The following is an 18,259-nucleotide window of genomic DNA, read 5'->3' as shown; positions in this document are numbered from 1 at the left end:
AGCATGTATTCACGGCAGCACCTCATCCTGCCTTGAGCAGAATCGTCGCCTTTTTTGGCTGCCGATCCTCCCCCCACAGGCCAGCGCCGCGCAATTGCGGCGCATGAGCGAGAATGCAGCCCGCGACTTCTCCTCCTGGACACCATGAACCAGACCCCACCCCTCCCGCCGGACAGCCTGCAAGCCTGGTCCGCCCGCCCGCTGAGCAGCGCCGAGCGCGAGGGCTATCTCGACTGGGCGCTGGATTTCTTCACTGACGAGACGGTGGCGCAGGACCCCTTCGTCGACATCACCCTGCAGCTGGACGTTACTGAAGCACATGCCGCCTATCGCGCGCAAAGCCTTGCCGGCCTGAGCTTCTTTTCCTTCCTCATCTGGCATCTGGCCCAGGCGATGCAGGGCCAGCCCGATTTCCAGCTACGCCGGTTTCATGCCGAATGGTGGGTGCTGGAGAATGCCCCGATCGTGGTGCCGGTGGCCATCGGCGGCGCCCAGCGCTTCACCGAACTGCTGCTCGAGAACACCACCCGCCTCAGCCTTGCCGACTTTGCCGGGCACTATCGCCAGCAGCTCGATGCAGCCCGGCGTGGCGAACTGCCGCGCCTGCCAGAAACCACCTTTCTCGCGGCCTGCTTCATCGGCAATCTGCCGCAGCTACGCTTCAGCGGGCTGAGCCTGCACTGGCGCCAGAGCCGGATCCAGTGTCAGCCCGGCTTCTACTTCGGCCAGCGCTACGAGCAGGGCGGCCGCCTGCTGATCCCGATGGCCGCCAAGCTGCACCACGCCTGCACCGATCCGCACGTGCTGAATGCACTGATCACGGATTTCCAGCAGCGCTTCGCCTGAGGCCGCAGAATCCGCCTGAAAGGCGGAAAAATTCCGCCTTTCAGGCCTCATTGCGCCGCATGTTGATGGCTTGAAAACGATATATTCACGGCAAACACCGAATCCGTCAGTGTCCGCCGGAAGCTCCTGCGCAGGGCATCTCGACTTTTTGATCCAGACAGGTCTGCACATGCCCCAGGAAAAGACGCTTTACGATTTGCTCGAAGTGAGCCAGAGCGCTTCGGCCGATGCCATCGAATCCGCCTATGACCGCCTGAAAGCCAGGTATCTGGAAGGCAAGCTGAAGTCGGACACACTGGATCCGGACACCCACTTCAATCTGATCAAGGACGCCTGGCAGACCCTCTCCAATCCGCAGCGCCGTGAGCGCTACGACGCCCGCCGCAATCCACCTGCGCAGGAAGTGGCCTACAGCTATGCACCGGTCGAACCAGAAGCAGGCATTGGCAATGGCCTCAAGTGGGCGGCCGTGATTCTGCTAGCCATTGGCGTGGGCAGCTACTTCTACTTCAACCACAAGGTCGAACTTGAGCGGCAACGCGTGGCCGCCGAAGTGCTGAAGCTGGAACAGCAAAGGCTGGAGGACGAAGCCCGGGCACGCGCCGAAGCCGCAGAGCTGGCCGCCCAGCGCGATGCGCGCCGCGCTCAGGAACAGGAAGAGGCGCGCCGCCTCGCCGAGCAGCGCCGCTTCGAATCCGAAGCCCGCAGCATCAGCCGGGAAGTGGACCGCAACCTCGCCAGCCAGGAATCCCAGCAACGCCGCGAAGAACTCGCCGCCCAGCGCTCCCAGCAACGCCTCCAGAGCGAGCAGGAATCCCTGCGCCGGCGGGAGGAAAGCGATGCCAGAAATCGCCTCGCCAAGGAGCAGGCCTATCTGCGCCAGCTCGAGCGGGATAACCGGCGCACCTCGGGCGGCATCCCGAGCAGCCAGTCCTCATCCTCGCCCTACGGCTATTACCCGCGCTGAGTGAAGGCCAGACGGGCGCGCGAGCGCGCCCCTTGCCTGCCTCCTATACCCCGATATCCTCGTTCCACAGCTCCGGGCACGCCGCGATGAACTCGCGCATCAGATGCACGCAGCGTGCGTCCTGGCGCACGTCCACCTCGACCCCACGCGCGCGCAGCCAGCCTTCCTCGCCCATGAAGGTCTCGTTCTCACCCACGATCACCTTCGGAATGCCATACAAGGCAATCGCGCCGCTGCACATCGGACAGGGTGAAAGCGTGGTGTAGAGCACAGCCTCGCGATAGACACGGGCCGGCAAGCGGCCGGCATTTTCCAGCGCATCCATCTCGCCGTGCAGGATCGCACTGCCCTGCTGCACTCGGCGGTTGTGCCCGCGGCCGATGATGCGGCCCTCATGCACCAGGACCGAACCGATCGGAATGCCGCCCTCGGCACGCCCCTTCTCGGCCTCTTCGATGGCGGCCTGCATATAGATATCCATGGCAATTCCTTTCACGCTGCGGGGCTGAAAAACCTGCTCACGGAATGATTGTGCCGCAGCCTGCTCCAGCTGTGCAGCAGATCGACGCCCGCGCTTCCTGCGCTGCACGCAGAGCTCACTCATCCGCGCCGGGCAACAGGTCGTAGCATGATCTGGAAAAGCTCACTCAGCGGGCGGCGTCTTCGCTCGTGCAAAGCAGAATGATCCTCGCCACCTGCGCGCTGGAGGGCAGGAAGGTGTGGACGACCGGCATCAGGACGGTTTCGTTGATCCAGGGCGCTGAAGTTTCTGCACACGCCACCACGCCATCGTTGGGCTCGCCGCCAAAGCACCGTGAAGTCAGCGCGATCCCGCGATCTCCGCAGATGCGGGTGGTGGGCGCCGCCACCGGCGACAGGGCGCCCATCCGATCATCTGAAGCCAGCAGCTGGCCGCAATCACCGGTCGCGATCCGGAAGACGACATTGCGTTCAAGCATCCGGGCCAAACGCGCAGCCCGGGTGGGAGAGCCAAGCAGAAAGACCCTCAGAGGCTGGCGCGTGGCGGCCGGGAGCGAAGCCAGTGCCGAACGGAGCAACACGCCTCCCAGTGAATGGCCGATCAGGATGTAATCGCCCCTGGCGGCGAGCATCTGAATGCGTTCGGAGAGCCGGCGGGAGATCTGTTCAAAATCCTGCAGCGCAGTCGAGTAAGCAAATGTGCCGGTTGCGATTCCGTTCGCCTGAAGCGTGCGCAGCATCCGCCATCCCGACAAGGGGGTGCGCCCCATGCCGTGGATGAACAATGCCTGCAGGGCGTCCGCTGGCGCCCTCGCGGCGGGGCGAATAGCCTGCGACGGCGCGCAGCGTTCATCGCTCACTGACGGTCCTCAGCAGCGGAGATTCGAAGATGGCTGCCGGCGCGATGACGGGCTCGGCAAGCGGCAGTCTGTTTCCATAGCGCTCCTTCAGTTTGGTTTGAACCGAAGGGTGGCTGAGATCAAAGTCGCCCAGTTTCGACAGCGGCGCCAGTTCAATTCCGGCCGCCGATTTGTAGAGTTTCCACACCAGTTCGGAACAATAGATCCGGTTGTCAGACCATTCGAAAGCGAGGTCATAAGGCTTGCCTTCATAACGCCTGCTGTCCTGCTGCAGCCTCTTGATGGCCGCCTCCGACCAGGGGGTCTTGAGCCGTTTGATGACATAGCGGCGGTCCTTTCCTCGATCCAGCCACTGCTGTAAGGGGGTGTATCTGACCGGCTGTACCGCCTCCAGGACAAACGCTTGTCCATTGCGGAACAGCACAATCCCCATATGGCTGTAGCGGGATTTTGTCGCCAGCTGCACCGCTCTGCTCTGACTCGACAGGGAGGTGTGAAAAACGATGTCGCCTGCTTGTGGCGAATAGCCCTGGACAGATTGCCCCATCAGCAGAGCGAACAAAACGAAGGCTGTGCGACCCATCTGATACTCCTGATTCAAGGGCAGACAGGCCGACTTCTCCCTCTGCACGGGCTGCCTCATGTGGCAAGTGCCGGATGCTCGGCCACAACACATGACGCGTCAAACCTCCGCTCGCCTGGACGCAGGCTGCGGCCAATACGTCCGCCACCTCAGGCGGGGTGCTCCAGCCGCCGGCTCCAGCGCAAGCACACCACCAGGCTCCGCCACCACAGCAGCAACAGTCCGCCCAGAGCACCTGCCAGATGCATCAACGGCACGCTGGGCCAGGCGGTGCTAACGACGAGGGACTGACCGGCGCTGATCTCCAGCAGCAGCTTCACGACCAGCCCGCAGCCTGCGAGCACGAACACCGGATGCCGGTGCGTCCACCACAGGTCGGCCAGAGCCACCACGAACAATCCATTCAGCATGCCGGAGAGGCCGCAGTAGCGCGCCAGCTCGGGCATGCCGAACCACAGGCCGAGATCCACTGCGAGCAGGCCGAGCACGGCGGCGACCAGCATGCGGCAGCGGCCGTGCGTTTCCATCAGGCTGCCGATGATCGCCAGCGCACTGATATCCCAAAGCGCGTGGCCGCCATCGCTATGCACGAAGTGCGCGGTGAGGAGGCGCCACCACTCGCCATCGGCGATGGCGCCCCGGTCATACACCAGGGCCGCCGGGGCCGGGCCGAAGCCCAGCCACAGCAGAATGGCCAGCGCCACCCCGAGGGCACTGAGCCAGGGCCAGCCACGCCAGCCCGGCTCTGCTTGCGAAAGGGATGACTCGCTCATGCCGCGCGGCGCAGACGCAGGCTCAGGACCAGCAGGCCCAACAGCGCAGCCACGCTCCAGCCATCCAGCGCACCGCCGCCACTCCCCCCACCGCTGTGACTGGCACGCGGAGCCTGGCTGATCGGCTGCTGGGTATCGACCCGGCGCGACACCGGGCCACCCTGTGCGCGTTGCTGGCGCGCCGCGTCCTCCGCCGCCACGCGCGCCTGATTGCGGCGCTCGATCTTGTTGGCGGCGAACTGGTCTTCGCGCAGCACCAGCATCGAGGTGTAGTCGGTCACCAGCGAGTACTCCAGGGCCAGATCGGTGGCCGCACGCTTGAGGTCGGCCTTCTCGCCGAAGTCCGCCATCTCGGCTTGCAGCGCTTCGATCGAAGCATAGGCCCACAGGCGTTCCAGCTCCGGGTGCTGAGCCGTTTTCGCCGGGAAGGCGAATTCGGTGCGATAGGTTTTCGGGTTGCCGGAAACGCGCCCAGTGAGCTCCACCTTGGCCGGCCCGTCGCCCCAGTAGTGGCCGATCAGCACCAGTTGCTGGCCACGGTAGAGGCTGCCGATCTGGGCCGGGGTGAGGTCGTCCGTCTTCACGCCGTTGATCTTCACCTGCACGCCGTGCAGGGCTTCGTGGCTCACCTTGCTCACCGCCGTCAGCAACTGGCCGACGATGTCGTCGCTGTTCGAGATGCTGATCGCAAAGCCGTTGGAGGCACGGGTCAGTGCTTCGAGCAACGGGCGATTGGCGCTGTTGCCCATGATGAAGGTGAACAGGCGCACATCCTTCTTCTGGATCAGCTCGATGAACTTGCGCTGCGCGGTTTCACCCACGTTGGCTACGCCATCGGTGACCAGCACGATGGCGCTGGTGCGGTCGGCTTCCAGCGCGTCCATCCCGACTTGCAGACCCGCAAAGAGATTGGTGCCGCTGCTCGGGCGCACCGCGGCCACTTCGGCGCTGTAGCGCTTGACCATCTCCGGCGTGGCATTCACGTAGCCCCCGGTCAGCTCGGTGGCGCGGTCGTTGAACAGCACGATGCGGAAGCGATCATTCGGGCGCAGCTTGCCCAGCGAGCGCTGCACGCCATCAGCCAGGGTGGCGTACTTGCCCGTCATGGAGCCGGACACATCCAGCACGAAAATCCAGTCACTGCCCTCGGTGATCGGCTTGAGGTCGTCACCCGGCGTCACGGTCAGCATGAAAGTGCCACGCTTAGCCGCATCCGGCTTGTAGGTGACCAGATCGACACTGCCCGGCAGGCCAGCCTTGTGGCGCCAGTACACCACCAGGTCCTTGTCCAGCGAAAAGGCCGCACCGCCGCTCTGCGGGTTGAAAGCCGCTGGCGCCGAGGCGCTGGCCGGCTTGCCGCTCTCACTGGCGGCCGGGCCGGTAGCGCCCTGGCTGCTGAGGCTCACCTTCCATTCGCCGGGGCCGATCTGGCTCACCTGCGCCGCGCCCTGGTTCGGCACGCGGATGCCATCCACCGGATAGCTGGATTTGAGGTGCAGGTTGAAACTGAAGCTGCTGCTCACCTTCGGATTGGCGGTCCAGAAAGCCAGCTTCTGCTCATCCACACCGCCCTCTTCGAGCGGATACACATAGCGGCCGATGCCGGTATCCACGGCGGCGGTCTGCAGATAGACGAGGCGGATGCGCGTGTCCTGGCCGGCGCGCACCGGCGCCACGCTGATGTCGAAGGTCTTGTAGCTGTCCTTCTCGGTCAGGCCGGCATCACGCCCGGCCTTTTTTTCCTGCTCGTAGAGCTGGCGGGCCTGCTGCTTCTCCAGCACTTCGCCGGTGACCGGCTTGCCGTCGATCCACAGCGTGAATTCGCCCACCGCGCCATGCTCCGGCACCGGGAAGGAGTAGATCGCTTCCAGATCCTTGTCATGCGGGTTATGGAACACCTGCTCCACCGTGGTGACTGCAAAGCCATCCTCGATCACCACCTTCACATGCTGCTCGCGCAGATCAAGCGGCGGCTTGCTGCCATCAACAGGGGTCAGCAAACCCGCCGCCTGCGCCGCCGCCCCTGTCAGCATGCCGAGCAGCAGGATCAGCATCCGCCACATTCCCAAGCGACTCTTCCGGATCATGTTCATCTTCGCCTCGCGTAATAAACACCGTTCAATTAACGGTCTGAAAAAAGAACCTGTTCATTTGCGGGGCGCACCAGCCAACGCACCCAAGCTCAATTGAACATCGTTCAAATGCGTTTGTAACACACAAATGAACGTCGTTCAATAAACAGGTAAAATCTTCTCCAACGACATCAGCACCCACGCGGAGACAGCCAGGATGGCCAGGCGCAACGATCACAGCAGGGAAGAAATCCACCAGATGGTGCTGGATGCAGCCGAGCGCATCGTCGTCGCCGAGGGCTACAAGGGCCTCTCGGCACGCAAGCTGGCCGCTGCCATCGACTACACCGTGGGCACCCTCTACCTCGTCTTTGAGAACCTCGATGACATCGTTCGCCAGGTGAACGAGCGCACGCTGGACAAGCTCTACGCCTGGTTGCAGGCGCGCAGCGGCGCCTCCACCCGCCCCGAGGACGCGGTGTTCGCGCTGGCGCGCGCCTACATCGCCTATGCCGAAAACGACGCACCGCGCTGGAACATGCTTTTTGAATACATCGCGGCACAAGGCGGCGCCCTGCCGGCGAGCCACCTGCAGAAAGTCGGCAAGGTGTTCGGGCTGGTCGAAACCGCGCTCGCCCCGCTGGCGGACCGGGCCAGTGCCACCGAAGTAGAGCAGGCCGCGCGCGTGCTGTGGGCCAGCGTGCACGGCATCTGCCTGCTCAAGATCAGCCAGCGCATGGAGCTCGCTGGCGGGCAGGATGCCGAAGCCATGAGCCACATGCTGATCGAGAACTTCCTGCGCGGTTTCCGCAGCACCCACCAGGCCGTCTGAATACCAGGCGGCTTGGCCCGGGAAGGCAGCCCACTCAGCGCTCGAAGGCGCCCAGAGCCGGCGCGGAGCCGGTGTAGCTGAGGCCTACATCGCCCCCCTTTTGTTGATGAGGTCGCTGCTACTGGCCAGGCTCAACTTGCTCAACACCGGCAGGCAGCCCATGCCTGCCAGCGTCGCCTCGATGGCCTCGTCCAGCGGGGTATGCGGCTCCTCGCCCAGCACTTCCAGCAGACGCGCGTTCGTCATGCGCACTTCGGTCTGCCACAGGTAGCGCATCTCCAGCAGCTCGCGCAGCGTCGTCACGAAGGGCGCGGCGAGCCGCATCAGCCACCACGGAAAGGCTTTCAGCCGCGGAACGGCCAGCCCCCGGCGCTGCAACACGCGGCACACCGCCTGCGCCAGGGCACGGCCATCCGGATCCCAGTGACCGGCCATGTTGAAGCGGCTGAAGGCCGGCAAGCGCTCGCGCACTTCGAGCAGACGCCGCATCGTGCGTGCCACATCCGGCAGATAGGCGAACTGGTGGCCCACACCGGGGCGGCCCGGCCATTGCACGACACTGGGCACCCGCCCCGGCTTCAGCATGCCTTGCGAAAACCAGCTGTTGCGCGCCTGCGGCCCGAAGAAGTCGCCGGCCCGCACGATGATCACCCGCAGCTCGCCGGCCTCCGCCGCCGCCTGCAGACGACGCTCAAGCTCGACCCGGATCGCCCCCTTGCGGGTGATCGGCGCCTGCGGCGCATCCTCCGCAATCAGCGGGAAAGTGTCCGGGCCATAGTTGTACACCGTGCCCGGCAAGAGGATCGTGGCGCCCTGCTGACGCGCCGCCGCCAGCGTATTGGCCAGCATCGGCAAGACCAGCTCGCCCCAGTTGCGGTAACCCGGTGGATTCACCGCATGCGCAATCACCGCGCAACCCTCAGCGGCAGACAACACATCGGCCTCCTTCAGCGCATCGCCGTCCAGCCATTCAATTCCGTCACGCAACAGGCGTGGCACGCCCAGCCCGCGCTTGAGGCCACGCACCTGCCACCCCGCCCGCAGCAGCTCGCGCGCCAGCTCACCGCCCACCCCGCCCGAAGCCCCCAGCACCAGCGCCCGCTGGGGCATCTCGCCTTTCCCTGCCGTTTCGTTCTTGTCCATCACGCCGCTCCTGTTCGCCTCGCAGACTTGCGATGCGCTGCATTCTGGGCGCCACCCGATCAAACGGAAATTGCCTTAATGCGTAGCGCAGCTATACATTTATGCATGACTACCGCCATCCCCTGGGATCTCTACCGCAGCTTCCTCGCCGTATTGCAGGAAGGCTCACTCTCCGGCGCCGCCCGCGCGCTGGGCCTGACCCAGCCCACCCTCGGGCGACAGGTCGCGGCACTGGAGCAGCAACTGGGCGTGGCGCTGTTCACCCGCTCGCAGACCGGCCTTGCCGCCACCGATGCCGCCACCGCCCTGCGCGGCCACATCGAAGCCATGCACAGCATTGCCGCCTCACTGGAGCGCGTGGCCGGCGGCCTGGGCGAAAACGTCCGCGGCGCGGTGCGCGTCTCGGCCAGCGAAGTAATGGGCATCGAATGGCTGCCACCGATCCTCGCCCGCCTGCGCCAGACCCATCCCGAACTCGAGATCGAACTGGTGCTCAGCAACCGGGTGCAGGATCTCGTCCAGCGCGAGGTGGACATCGCCGTACGCATGACCCCGCCGCGCCAGGATGTACTCCTCGCCACCCGCGTCGGCAGTGTGACCGTGGGCCTGCACGCCCACCGCGACTACCTCGCGCGCAAGGGCGAGCCGGCGAGCGTGGCCGAGCTGGCGCAGCACGACCTGATCGGCTTCGATCTCGAAATCCCTTTCATCCGGGCCGCCGGCAAAGGCTTCGCGCAATGGCGGCGTGAAGCCTTTGCCCTGCGCTGCGACAGCGATCTTGGTCAGCTCGCCCTGCTCCGTGCCGCGGCCGGCATCGGCTTCTGCCAGCACGGCGTGGCACGCCGCGATGCCCAGCTGCAGGCGTTGCTGCCCCAGATCAGCATAGCGCTGCCGACCTGGGTCGCCATGCACACCGATCTGCGCAACAGCCCGCGCTGCAAGGTGGTGTTCGACGCGCTAGCAAGCGGCCTGCGCGCACTCATAGGCTGAGGCGCGTGCCCCTTGCGTAAGGCCAAACGCGGCTGAAGGCGCCGCTACGGCGTCTGCGCCATCATCTCGTCGAGCAGGCCCTGCATCGCATCGGCCCAGATCGCATAGCCGCGCGCGCCGGGATGGAGCTGATCCGGCATCAGCTCGGCCGGGATACGGCCCTCCACCAGAAAGCGCTCGCCGATATCCAGATAGCGCAGGCGCTGGCCATCATCAAGCTGCGCGAGGCGCGCATTCACGGCGCGGATCACGTCCATCCGCCGCAGCCCGTCATCCATGCTGCCATCGGCATTGCGACGCGGCCCGCGCGGCAGCACGCCGAGCAGCAGCACCCGGCTCTGCGGCGAGCCCGCCTGCAGCGTGGCGAGAATCTCCTGGATGCCGGCCACAATGTAATCCGCGCCCTGCGAAGCGCTGTTGTTGGTGCCGATCATCAGCACCACCACACGCGGCCGGGTCTGTGCCAGCAAGCCATGGTCGAGGCGCCACAGCACATGCTCGACGCGATCGCCGCCCACCCCGCAGTTGGCCGTGCGCCAGGCGCCGTAATGCTTTTGCCATAGCGCCGGCTGCTTCGCCCAGCCTTCAGTGATCGAATCGCCAAGGAAGAGCAGCTCCACATCGCCACGCTGCGTCTGCTGCAAACAGGCCGCATGTTTGCGCAGGAACACGCCGCCATCCTTCTTCTCCAGCGCCGGCACGCTGCGCGCCACGCCCGGCAAGCTCGGCGGCGATTGCGGCGGCAGTGCCGCACAGCCCAGCAGCAGCCCGGCCAGTACCACGCCCACCAGGCCGTGCCGGAAGAAACCACTGCGCACCGCCCGCCTCATGGCAGCAAGGGCGCCGGCCCGAAGCCTGGCAGCAACAGCTCGCCCGCCTCGCCCGACCCGTCGGCACGCTCCCGCGCCAGGTGCTTGGTGGCCGCTTCCGCCACCAGCGGGCGCGCAAACAGATAACCCTGGAAGATCGGGCAGCCCAGCGCGCGCAACCACTCGGCCTGGGCCTGGGTCTCGACGCCCTCGGCGATGATTTCGAGGTTCAGGTTCTGCGCCAGGCGAATCGCGCTGGCGCAGATTTCAAGGCTGGTCTCATCCTTGCCGAGCCCGTCCACAAAGCTGCGATCCAGTTTGAAGGCCTGCACCGGCAGCACCCGCAGATAGCTCAGCGAGGAGTAACCGGTACCGAAATCATCAATGGACAGGCGCAGGCCCAGCTGGCGCAGGGCGTTGAAGCGCGCCACGGTCTGCTCCGGATCCTGGATCAGCACCGATTCGGTGATCTCCAGCTCCAGATCCGCCGGCACCAGACCATGGCCGGCGATGGCGCCGAGCAGCGTGTCTTCCAGATAGGGATCAAGCAACTGGGTGGCCGAAAGGTTCACCGCCATGCGCAGATCGGCATGCCCCGCCTGCCGCCAGGCCGCGAGCTGAGCGCAGGCGGTGTCGATCACCCAGGCGCCGATATGGCCGATCAAGCCGTTGGCCTCGGCCAGCGGAATGAAATGCAGCGGGGAGACGAGGCCCAGCTCCGGGTGTTGCCAGCGGATCAGAGCCTCCATGCCCAGGGTGCGGCCCGTGCTGGCGCTCACCTGCGGCTGATAGCAGAGGAAGAACTGCTTCCGCTCCAGCGCTTCGCGCAGCGCCGATTCGAGGCCAATGCGCTGACGGAAATTCTCTTTCAGCGCCGGATGGAAGCTGCGGATCTGGCTCACCCCGGCATTCTTCGCCTCATGCAGGGCGAGCTCGGCGGCGGACAGCAGCTCGCCGGCGTTTGTCGCGTCATCCGGATAGATCGCCAGCCCGATGCTGGCGCTGAGCTTGAAGTGCTGGCCCTCTACCGCCACCGCCTCGGTCAGCGTGCCGCGGAGCTTCTCGCAGAACACCCCGACGCCCGAGGCCGTCTTGATCTGGCTGGCAATCAGCGCGAAGCCATCGCTGCGCGAGCGGGCCAGCACATCGCTGTCACGGATCCGGCCGCGCAGGCGCTGGCTCACCTGCAGCAACAGCTCATCACTGGTGGCGAGGCCGTGGGTACCCTTGAGCGCGCCGAGGCGGTCGATATCAAACAGCAGCACTGCGATCTTCGTCTCAGGGCTGTGCTGCGCGATCATGTTTTCGAGGCACAGGATGAAGCCAGCCCGGTTCGGCAGGCCGGTCAACGCATCGTGATGCAGGATCTGATCGGCCCGCGCATCGGCCAGCCGCCGCCCCTGCACCTCCTTGGCCAGGGCCCGCGCAATGCGCTTCTCCTGCAGCTCGCGGACCCGCATTTCCTTGCGCACCACCAGCGAGAACGAACCGGCCAGAAACACGAAACCGAAGCCGCCGAGGTAGGGCACGCTGATCACCCCCGAATCGGACATGCTCGAAAGTGCCAGCGTCACCAGCATGATCGCCAGCCCGATCCAGATCAGCGTGCTCGAGAGCCGATCCTTCATGCGCATCAGCGCGAAAGTCACCCCCAGCGTGTAGACCATCACGATCAGCGATACCAGACGCGCTGCCCGGTACACCAGATTCGCCTGGCCCTGAATCATCCGGATGCTCTCGCCCCAGGGCAGGGTCAGCAGCTTGTCCGGGTCCAGCGCATAGAAACGGTAGCCATAAGGCATGAAGAAGTTGTAGCCGATCACCAGCAGCACGAAGCCCATCAGCCACACAAACGGCTGCCGCGAACGCTTCTTCGGATCCAGCGCCGCAGCCGCCAGCGCAATCGGCGGAATCACCAGCACCGAAAAGAAATTCACCCACAGATGCGCCGCCAGTGCGCGCTCGTGATCCGGTGCCGAATACTGCAGCGCATTGCAGAACTGGAAACCGGCAAAACCCACGCAGATCGCCGCGAAGGACCAGTTCACGCGCGCATGCCCGCTGCCCCGCGCCAGGATCGCCGCATGTGCAGCGGCCATCAGCAGGATGCCAACGGAAATCAGATAAGCACTGATCAGTGGGGAGCTCATCGTTAGGGCCTTGAAAAGGCGGGATCTATCTGCCCCGCTCAGGAAGTGAAGAATACTTCCAGATCCGTACGAAAAGGCGAACGACGCAACATCGCCGGCCAGACGGGCGAGCTCCCGGCGCAGTGCAAGCCAGGCAGAACGCAGCCCCGGCGGCTCCAGCGCCTGAGCGGTCTTGATCGGGTTTTAACTGTACGGGATAGGCCCTCGAGCCGATCCGGAAGCCATCGCGCAAGGGGCGCGTCCAATGCCGATGGCAAGAAAATTGTTGGCGGATTTGATATTTCTCACACTTTTAGAGGAAATGGAATTGACGCCGGAATGCGCTGGGCATGATGCTGATTGGGTTGTTGGCTCAGGATGCTCTGATGGTGGCTCAAAGGCCGGGTGGATTGGCTTTGATGTGTGAAGGGGCAGACCTGATCCATTTTCAAAGCTGGTTGTTCTAACTAATATTCCCTCGTTTTGAGGGGTATTTCACGTTATGCGTAAGGTGTTTTCATGAAGCTCTGCTACTGCGATGAAACAGGCACGGGAGAAGAACCATATGCAGTTCTCCTCGGAGTCGTTGTTGACGCAACGCGAATGCACGTTACAAAAGACGACTGGGCTGATTTCCTTAGGCAACTCTCTGAAATTGTTGGCCAAGAGTTTCACGAACTTCATACACGAAATTTCTATTCAGGCTCCGGGATTTGGAAAAACTTAACAGGACCTCAACGATCCGAAGTAATTGATTTTTTTATTAATTGGTTTGCTGATCGAAAACATCACGTTGTATTTAGCGCTATAGACAAGGCGGCACACAAAGACAAGCTTGAGTCTGGAGAGCTGCCCGAAGAAATTAACACCGTCTGGAAGGCAATGGGCTTCCACGTCGCGCTAGCGATACAGAAGTACTTTCAGGGCGAACAGAAAAACAAAGGAAACACCATCTTCATCTTTGACGAAGAAGTAAAAGAAGAAACTCGATTCCAAAAGCTAATACTCAACCCTCCTGAATGGAGCGACAACTATTACGGAAAGACAAAAAAGCAAAAAAGACTTTGCCAAATTGTCGACGCCCCATATTTTGCCGACTCAAAGAATGTAGGGCTTCTTCAAGTAGCGGATTTTCTTGCTTATTTTGTACGCCGATACATAGAAATCGCAGAAGGTGACATCCCCGAGAAATACAAAGGCGAGGGAGAAAAAATCAAAGGGTGGTTTAGTAAGATCAAAGCCAGAAGCATTCCTTACCAAAGCATGTATCCAAAGAAGCAAAGAAGCGAGGCCGCTGATGTTTTTTAGGAAATCGCTCCAAATAGCATACGAAACGCATAACAATTCCGTCGAGATGGACCGCCCACAAGCTGCGCTTGGGGGCTCCCTTCGCGGCTTCGCCGCTATGGCGGCCCCTCACGCCAAACGTTAGCTTTCACATCATGACCATCATTACGCCGAAGAATGCCATCGAATTGGTCCTCGCTAAGAAGACTAAGGAGGCAAAGTTTCAGCCATACGAGACGGCAACTCAAAAGTGGTGCCTTAGAATTTCACTTGGAAGCTTTTGCATAGGTATTGTTCTCGCGCTGAGTACGCACATATGGGAAAACAAGTATTTCTTGCTTGGAGCCTTGCTTTCTGTGCTTGCTTCATCGCTGTTTGCCATGGCGTATCAGATCGCATCCATCGTGCCGGAGCTTGAGAAGCTTCGAAACGTTGAGCGGGAAATATCTAAGCCGTTCTTAGCCGTGTTCAACGATGATATCGATCTCATAAGCGAACTCTCACAGACCTACGAGGTTCACCATTTAAGTTTTGCGAAGGCAAATTTCACTCTGATGGCGAAACAACTTCGCGAGAGAATCGGAATTTTGGTTGGTGCACTTGAGAAAGTTGGACTTATACCAATCGCGACTTCCGCTTACTTTGCCTTTATTAAATTTAGAAAAGATGGATTGGAACCATTCAACGGAATTGACTGGGTATTCGCCGCCTTTGCGTTCTTATACATTCTTGCGGTCAGGATGACGGGAGCCGCTCAGTGGATGGAAAAAATTTCTGAAATCTACGAGCAAGCGATTGCGCTCAAATCGAAACGTGAAAGCTAATCCTACGGCCAAGCAGACAGCAAACAGCTGTGCTGTTGGCTCCCTCCGCGCTCCGGCAGCCGGCTACCTCTACGTTAGGAGTTAATACATTCTGTCTGGAGTAAAACTCCACCGCATGCCTGAATATAAATGGCGGAGTTGGCACTCCGCCCTACGCCACACGACTCACGGTTTTTCACGCTGCTCGCCATTCAATCCATGAGAAAAGATTCCGCACGGGTGTGGGCGATTGTCGGGGCCATTGCAGTGCCACTGGCGGCGCTGCTGGGGCTGGAATATCTGGGGCGCATGCCTGCATCGCCGGAAATCTCCACGCCGCCTGCTGCAACGGCGATGGCAAATCCGCGCAGCCCCCTGCCCGAACCCGCCTTGCTTGCACCGCCGCCCGCACCGGCAACACCGCGCTATGCGCCCGGTACCTACCGCTGCATGAGCCAGGGGCACGCCGTATATACCGACAAGCCGGAGCGCGATTGCGCCGCCAGCGCTGAAGTGAGGCCGGTGAATGCGGCGCCGGCGGCTGCCGGCATCGCGCCCGCTAAGCCTTATCAGCAGCAGCTGGCCGAACTGGAGCAGGCCCAGGCTGCGGAAGCGGCGCGCACCGCCGTGGCCGCCCCGTCGCCGCCCCCTGCGTCGCAGCCGCCGCGTGCGGAGCGGTGTCAGGCGCTATGGGCCGATATCCAGCGCCTCGATTCGCTGCTGCGCTTGCCACATTCCGCCGCCATGGGCGATCACTGGACGACTGAGCGCCGCAGGCTCTCGGACCTGCGCTACGCAGAGCACTGCTGAGCAGCCTGCAGCGCCAAAGCGGACACCCCCGGTACCCGTTGCGATATGCGTCAGAGGCGAGCCCTGTAGGCAGACAAGCCGGAGTGGGATTGCGCTGCCAACACTGAAGGCAGGCGGGGAAGTTCCGTGCCGGCCGCCTCCGCCGTGATGCCCCCGGCACGCTCCTGCGCCAGATGCGCGGTGGCCGCTTCCGCCATCAGCGGGCGTGCAAACAGGAAGCCCTGGAAGATCGGGCAACCCAGCGTGCGCAGCCACTCGGCCTGGGCGGAGGTCTCGACGCCTTCGGCCACGATATCGAGGTTCAGGTTCTGCGCCAGACGGATCGCGCTGGCGCAGATTTCGAGGCTGGTTTCGTCCTTGCCGAGCCCTTCCACAAAGCTGCGATCCAGTTTGAAGGCCTGCACCGGCAGCACGCGCAAGTAGCTCAGCGAGGAGTAGCCGGTACCGAAGTCGTCGATGGAGAGGCGCAGACCCAGCTTGCGCAGGGCGTTGAAGCGCAGCACCGTCTGATCCGGATCCTGGATCAGCACGGATTCGGTGATTTCCAGCTCCAGATCGGCCGGCACCAGGCCATGACTGGCGATGGCGCCGAGCAAGGTGTCTTCCAGATAAGGGTTGAGCAACTGGGTGGCCGAGAGGTTCACCGCCATGCGCAGATCGGCGTGCCCGGCCTGCCGCCAGGCTGCGAGCTGGGCGCAGGCGGTGTCGACCACCCAGGCGCCGATGTGGCTGATCAAGCCGTTGGCCTCGGCGAGCGGAATGAAATGCAGCGGGGAGACGAGCCCAAGCTCCGGGTGCTGCCAGCGAAGCAGCGCTTCCATGCCCAGGGTGCGGCCCGTGCTGGCGCTCACCTGCGGCTGATAGCAAAGGAAGAACTGCTTCCGATCCAGCGCTTCGCGCAGCGCCGATTCGAGGCCGATACGCTGGCGGAAATTCTCTTTCAACGCCGGGTGGAAACTGCGGATCTGGCTCACCCCGGCGCTCTTCGCCTCGTGCAGGGCCAGCTCGGCGGCAGACAGCAGCTCGCCAGCGCTGCTTGCGTCATCCGGATAGATCGCCAGGCCAATGCTGGCGCTGAGCTTGAAGTGCTGGCCTTCTAGTTCCACCGCTTCGGCCAGCATGCCGCTGAGCTTTTCGCACAAGACGCTGACGCCCGTTTTGGCCTTGATCCGGCTCGCTATCAGCGCAAAGCCATCGCTGCGGGAGCGGGCCAATACATCGCGGTCGCGGATCCGGGCACGCAGGCGCTGGCTCACCTGCAGCAACAGCTCATCGCCGGTGGCAAGGCCATGAGTGCCCTTCACCGCACCGAGGTGGTCGATATCAAACAGCAGCACGGCAATCTTCGTTTCAGCAGATCCGTGCTGCTCAATGGCGTGTTCGAGGCGCTGGATGAAACCGGCCCGGTTCGGCAGGCCAGTCAGCGCGTCGTGATGCAGGATCTGATCCGCCCGTGCATCGGCCAGCAGCCTCTCCTGCACCTCCCTGGCCAAGGCCAGGGCATTGTGTTTTTCCTGCAACTCGCGCACGCGCATTTCCTTGCGCACCACGAGCGAAAACGTCCCCGCCAGAAACACGAAACCGAAGCCGCCAAGATGGGGCAGGCTGATCACCCCGAAATCGGACAGACTCGAGAGCGCCAGCGCCACCAGCATGATCGCCAGCCCGACCCAGATCAGCCTGCTCGAGAGCCGGTCCTTCATGCGCATCCGATCGAAAGCCACTCTCAGCACGTAGGCCAATACGATGAGCCAAACTAGGCGTGTCGCCTGGTACACCAGGCTCGCCGGGCCCTGGATCACCCGGATGCTTTCGCCCCAAGGCAGACTCGCCAGTGCGTCCTGCTTCAGCGCAAGGAAACGGTAGCCGTAAGGGGTGAGGAAGTTGTAGGCGATCACTAGCAGTGCAAAGCCTGTGAGCCAGAGAAAGGGCTTCCGGGAACGCTTCTTCGGGTCCAGCGCTGCAGCGGCCAGCGCAGTGGGCGGGATCACCAGTACCGAGAAGAAATTCACCCACAGATGCGCCGCCAGCGCACGCTCGTGATCCAGCGCTGAATACTGCAACGCGTTGCAGAACTGGAAGCCGGCAAAGCCCACGCAGACCACAGCGAAGGACCAATTCACGCGCGCATGCCCGATGCCTCGCGCCAGAATCGACGCATGTGCAGCGGCCATCAGCAGGATGCCTACGGAAATCAGGTAGGCGCTGATCAGTGGGGAACTCATTGTTGGGGCCTTCAGAAGGCGGGATCTATTTGCCCCGCTCAGGGGGTGAAGAATACTTCCAGATCTGTACGAAAGGGCAAACGACGCAATATCTCGGGCGGGCAACTTCGGATTCCGCCCAGCCACATGCGATACGCGGCTGGGTGCCTGTGGCTTGCCGCAAGCGGGCTGGAGTCCAGTATTGGCAGGGCTGCCGTGGGTGGATGCCGACAATTCCTTTCGTTGCCCAGGTGGCTTTGCCACAAGCCTGTCGGCTTGGCGACAGGCTTGTGGCGCCTGACGTCGAAGCCTGAGGGGCTGCCCGGCCCGCTCTTGTCGCTGCAGAGGCCCGAAACGGTCTCGTTGCACGCCACCATCATCCCCGCAAGCCTTGTGCCGTGGCCGTTTCCGGCTCATGCGGATTCCCGCAGCCGGGGTATAAGCCATCGGGCATGGCCTCTGGCATGGTGGCTGCGTGGTGTAGGGCGGTGCTGTTCACCATGCATGCATGGCAATCACCGTGGTTCCCGGCCAGGAGTTGGTACTGCCAGTCGTAGCGAATCAGGTGGAATTGCGTGCCGGCCGGTTCTGCCTGAACCCGCTGCGCAGGATGACAGGCCGCCGGCGCCCTCCCCAGCCGTTGTAGCAATCAGGAGCTTCCTGCTCCTGAA

The 18,259-nt window shown here is 63.0% G+C and carries 16 protein-coding genes; 7 read left to right on the top strand and 9 right to left on the bottom strand.

The genetic code is table 11. The annotated features are described in order from the left end of the window. The first annotated feature begins 144 nt into the window (after window positions 1-144). Together C0V76_RS02365 and C0V76_RS02360 are read left to right on the top strand one after the other, a co-directional pair. Window positions 145-846, top strand: a complete 702-nt coding sequence (locus C0V76_RS02365) for a CatA-like O-acetyltransferase (protein WP_101940738.1) — start codon at window positions 145-147, stop codon at window positions 844-846. Between the two features lie 169 nt (window positions 847-1,015). Then, entirely contained in the window at window positions 1,016-1,813 is a 798-nt protein-coding gene (locus tag C0V76_RS02360) for a DnaJ domain-containing protein (protein WP_143707328.1), read from the top strand. 43 nt (window positions 1,814-1,856) lie between these two features. On the opposite strand, the gene C0V76_RS02355 is transcribed toward C0V76_RS02360, so the two are convergent. The 5 genes from C0V76_RS02355 to C0V76_RS02335 all read right to left on the bottom strand — a co-directional run bounded on the left by C0V76_RS02355 (window position 1,857) and on the right by C0V76_RS02335 (window position 6,596). Then, window positions 1,857-2,294 (bottom strand): nucleoside deaminase, encoded by a 438-nt coding sequence (locus C0V76_RS02355; RefSeq protein WP_101940736.1) that lies wholly within the window; start codon window positions 2,292-2,294, stop codon window positions 1,857-1,859. Window positions 2,295-2,460: 166 nt separating this feature from the next. Further along, complete coding sequence (locus C0V76_RS02350; RefSeq protein WP_216821622.1) at window positions 2,461-3,153, bottom strand: lipase family protein; 693 nt, start codon at window positions 3,151-3,153, stop codon at window positions 2,461-2,463. Further along, window positions 3,143-3,736, bottom strand: coding sequence for a YiiX family permuted papain-like enzyme (locus C0V76_RS02345; RefSeq protein WP_101941026.1), 594 nt, complete (start codon window positions 3,734-3,736; stop codon window positions 3,143-3,145). The genes C0V76_RS02350 and C0V76_RS02345 overlap by 11 nt, the downstream gene beginning before the upstream one ends. A gap of 149 nt (window positions 3,737-3,885) precedes the next feature. Further along, on the bottom strand, window positions 3,886-4,509 hold the full coding sequence (gene rrtA, locus C0V76_RS02340; protein ID WP_101940735.1) for a rhombosortase: 624 nt from the start codon (window positions 4,507-4,509) through the stop codon (window positions 3,886-3,888). Further along, a complete protein-coding gene (locus tag C0V76_RS02335; RefSeq protein WP_101940734.1) occupies window positions 4,506-6,596 on the bottom strand; it encodes a VIT and VWA domain-containing protein in 2,091 nt (696 codons plus the stop codon). Before C0V76_RS02335 ends, rrtA begins: the two co-directional genes overlap by 4 nt. A gap of 202 nt (window positions 6,597-6,798) precedes the next feature. On the opposite strand from C0V76_RS02335, the gene C0V76_RS02330 reads away from it, so the two are divergent. Continuing rightward, window positions 6,799-7,413 (top strand): TetR/AcrR family transcriptional regulator, encoded by a 615-nt coding sequence (locus tag C0V76_RS02330; RefSeq protein ID WP_101940733.1) that lies wholly within the window; start codon window positions 6,799-6,801, stop codon window positions 7,411-7,413. Window positions 7,414-7,497: 84 nt separating this feature from the next. On the opposite strand, the gene C0V76_RS02325 is transcribed toward C0V76_RS02330, so the two are convergent. Next, window positions 7,498-8,556: an NAD-dependent epimerase/dehydratase family protein gene (locus C0V76_RS02325; protein ID WP_101940732.1), complete on the bottom strand. Its 1,059-nt coding sequence runs from the start codon at window positions 8,554-8,556 to the stop codon at window positions 7,498-7,500. Window positions 8,557-8,661: 105 nt separating this feature from the next. On the opposite strand from C0V76_RS02325, the gene C0V76_RS02320 reads away from it, so the two are divergent. Next, complete coding sequence (locus tag C0V76_RS02320) at window positions 8,662-9,546, top strand: LysR family transcriptional regulator (RefSeq protein WP_101940731.1); 885 nt, start codon at window positions 8,662-8,664, stop codon at window positions 9,544-9,546. 44 nt (window positions 9,547-9,590) lie between these two features. On the opposite strand, the gene C0V76_RS02315 is transcribed toward C0V76_RS02320, so the two are convergent. Both C0V76_RS02315 and C0V76_RS02310 read right to left on the bottom strand, forming a co-directional pair. Beyond that, complete coding sequence (locus C0V76_RS02315) at window positions 9,591-10,376, bottom strand: GDSL-type esterase/lipase family protein (protein ID WP_101940730.1); 786 nt, start codon at window positions 10,374-10,376, stop codon at window positions 9,591-9,593. Next, the gene (locus tag C0V76_RS02310; protein ID WP_101940729.1) at window positions 10,373-12,505 is read right to left on the bottom strand and encodes a bifunctional diguanylate cyclase/phosphodiesterase; all 2,133 of its coding nucleotides are present in this window, start codon (window positions 12,503-12,505) and stop codon (window positions 10,373-10,375) included. The genes C0V76_RS02315 and C0V76_RS02310 overlap by 4 nt, the downstream gene beginning before the upstream one ends. A gap of 498 nt (window positions 12,506-13,003) precedes the next feature. On the opposite strand from C0V76_RS02310, the gene C0V76_RS02305 reads away from it, so the two are divergent. The 3 genes from C0V76_RS02305 to C0V76_RS02295 all read left to right on the top strand — a co-directional run bounded on the left by C0V76_RS02305 (window position 13,004) and on the right by C0V76_RS02295 (window position 15,384). Beyond that, on the top strand, window positions 13,004-13,792 hold the full coding sequence (locus C0V76_RS02305; protein WP_101940728.1) for a DUF3800 domain-containing protein: 789 nt from the start codon (window positions 13,004-13,006) through the stop codon (window positions 13,790-13,792). A gap of 134 nt (window positions 13,793-13,926) precedes the next feature. Beyond that, window positions 13,927-14,595 (top strand): hypothetical protein, encoded by a 669-nt coding sequence (locus C0V76_RS02300; protein ID WP_101940727.1) that lies wholly within the window; start codon window positions 13,927-13,929, stop codon window positions 14,593-14,595. A gap of 198 nt (window positions 14,596-14,793) precedes the next feature. After that, complete coding sequence (locus tag C0V76_RS02295; protein WP_143707326.1) at window positions 14,794-15,384, top strand: hypothetical protein; 591 nt, start codon at window positions 14,794-14,796, stop codon at window positions 15,382-15,384. Window positions 15,385-15,434: 50 nt separating this feature from the next. Here the strand turns inward: C0V76_RS02295 and C0V76_RS02290 are convergent, their stop codons facing one another. Next, window positions 15,435-17,609, bottom strand: a complete 2,175-nt coding sequence (locus tag C0V76_RS02290) for a bifunctional diguanylate cyclase/phosphodiesterase (RefSeq protein ID WP_158239112.1) — start codon at window positions 17,607-17,609, stop codon at window positions 15,435-15,437. Window positions 17,610-18,259: the final 650 nt, after the last annotated feature.

The organism is Uliginosibacterium sp. TH139, assembly GCF_002855595.1.
In the GTDB taxonomy this organism is placed as follows: domain Bacteria; phylum Pseudomonadota; class Gammaproteobacteria; order Burkholderiales; family Rhodocyclaceae; genus Uliginosibacterium; species Uliginosibacterium aquaticum.
Note: the sequence above shows the minus strand (reverse complement) of the source record. Positions and strands in the feature narration are given on the sequence as shown.